Raw genomic sequence first — 1594 nt, 5'->3', positions numbered from 1 at the left:
TGGAGGTTTAGATGAAAATGACTATAAAATTTGGCTTAATTGGCGGTGGGGTAATGGGAGAAGCTCTATTATCCCGCCTTATTGTCAGTGGTATTTATCAAGCATCAGAAATTATTGTCAGTGAACCCCAAGCTGAACGCCGGAGCTATTTAGAAGCACAATATCAAGTAGTTGTTACCACAGATAATAGTTTAGTTGTAGGAGAAGCCAAGGAAGCCATCATGTTGGCGGTTAAACCCCAAATATTTACGGCTGTTACTCAAGAATTAGCAGATATATTACCTCAGCAAACCTTACCCTTAATTATTTCTATACTAGCGGGTATAACTTTAAAACAATTAGAAGCCGCTTTTGTGCAAATGCCTGTAGTTCGTGCTATGCCTAATACTCCGGCGACTGTGGGGGCAGGAGTAACGGCGATTTCTCTCGGTGCTTACACTGATGGCAGTCATAAACAAATAGCAGAGCAGATTTTTACTGCTGTGGGGGAAGTGGTGGAAGTTCCAGAAACGCTGATGGATGCAGTCACAGGATTATCTGGTAGTGGCCCTGCCTATGTGGCATTGATGATTGAAGCTTTAGCTGATGGAGGTGTGGCGGTGGGTTTACCCAGAGCGATCGCTAAACAACTAGCAGTACAAACAGTTTTAGGAACAGCCACACTAATACAAGAAACAAAAATCCACCCCGCCGAACTCAAAGATAGAGTTACTAGTCCTGGTGGTACAACCATTGCCGGTGTCAGCGCCTTAGAAAAAGCAGGTTTTCGTTCTGCTGTCATCGAAGCCGTCAAAGCATCAAAACAACGCGCTCAAGAATTGGGGAAAGGGTGATAGATAGAGGTTGTTTTTCTGATAGTGCAACATGGGAAATTATAAAATAGAGTGGTTTTTCGTTGCCAAACTCTAAATATACATTCCCGGTTAACCATGTTTAATTGGTAAAATACGGACTCTAGATTGGGCTTTATCAACTGTTACTAAAGCACCTGATAAGAGTGAAGATTCAAACTGGTTCAGGGCTGAAATAACTATATTTTCAATACTACTAGGCAAAATATCCTGAGTCCGAACCTGAATGACGCTAGGAGTATTTGCCCCTGTTGCAGCTAACAGAGAACCAAAGTCTAAATCGTGGGTAAAGACGATGTAACCGTTAATTTTTGCCCACTCCATAATTACCGAATCTTTTTCATCTAAACCTCCAGGAGACCCCCACCAAAACTGTACTCAGTTTGGTGATGGGAGGAATGGAGGGTTAATTGTGAAACGTCCCTGGAGTAATTTTGTGCCCCAGCACAAACAATGAAAGGGACAGTTGAGCAATTAACAAATCTTTGATTTTCCATATTCGATTCGTAACTGTCTTTGTGAATTGATTTACTGGATTAATTAGGAAAGAGTGGTCTTTTTTCAGTGTCTAAAACAAATATTTGGATATAATATTTTGCTCCGAAGAGCCTCCCATTTCTGGGGTAATGTTAGCTTTGACAATGTTAGTCGTCGGTAACTATCTTAAAAGCACTGGCTTACCCCTTAAGCCTGTTTAACTTTTAAGTTCTAGAGCAGGGACCTATCTACGCATTCCCTCGTAT

General features: G+C 41.5%; 2 protein-coding genes. One reads left to right on the top strand and one right to left on the bottom strand.

Annotated features, from left to right (window positions below; translation table 11 throughout):
* Nucleotides 1–17 precede the first annotated feature (17 nt).
* Nucleotides 18–833, top strand: a complete 816-nt coding sequence (gene proC, locus CUN59_RS19435) for a pyrroline-5-carboxylate reductase (RefSeq protein ID WP_104389382.1) — start codon at nucleotides 18–20, stop codon at nucleotides 831–833.
* 90 nt (nucleotides 834–923) lie between these two features.
* Here the strand turns inward: proC and CUN59_RS19430 are convergent, their stop codons facing one another.
* The gene (locus tag CUN59_RS19430) at nucleotides 924–1175 is read right to left on the bottom strand and encodes a DUF5615 family PIN-like protein (protein ID WP_104389381.1); all 252 of its coding nucleotides are present in this window, start codon (nucleotides 1173–1175) and stop codon (nucleotides 924–926) included.
* Between the last annotated feature and the right edge of the window lie 419 nt (nucleotides 1176–1594).

The organism is Cuspidothrix issatschenkoi CHARLIE-1, from assembly GCF_002934005.1.
In the GTDB taxonomy this organism is placed as follows: domain Bacteria; phylum Cyanobacteriota; class Cyanobacteriia; order Cyanobacteriales; family Nostocaceae; genus Cuspidothrix; species Cuspidothrix issatschenkoi.
The sequence above is the reverse complement of the archived record's forward strand: the minus strand, read 5'-3'. Positions and strand labels throughout refer to the sequence as shown.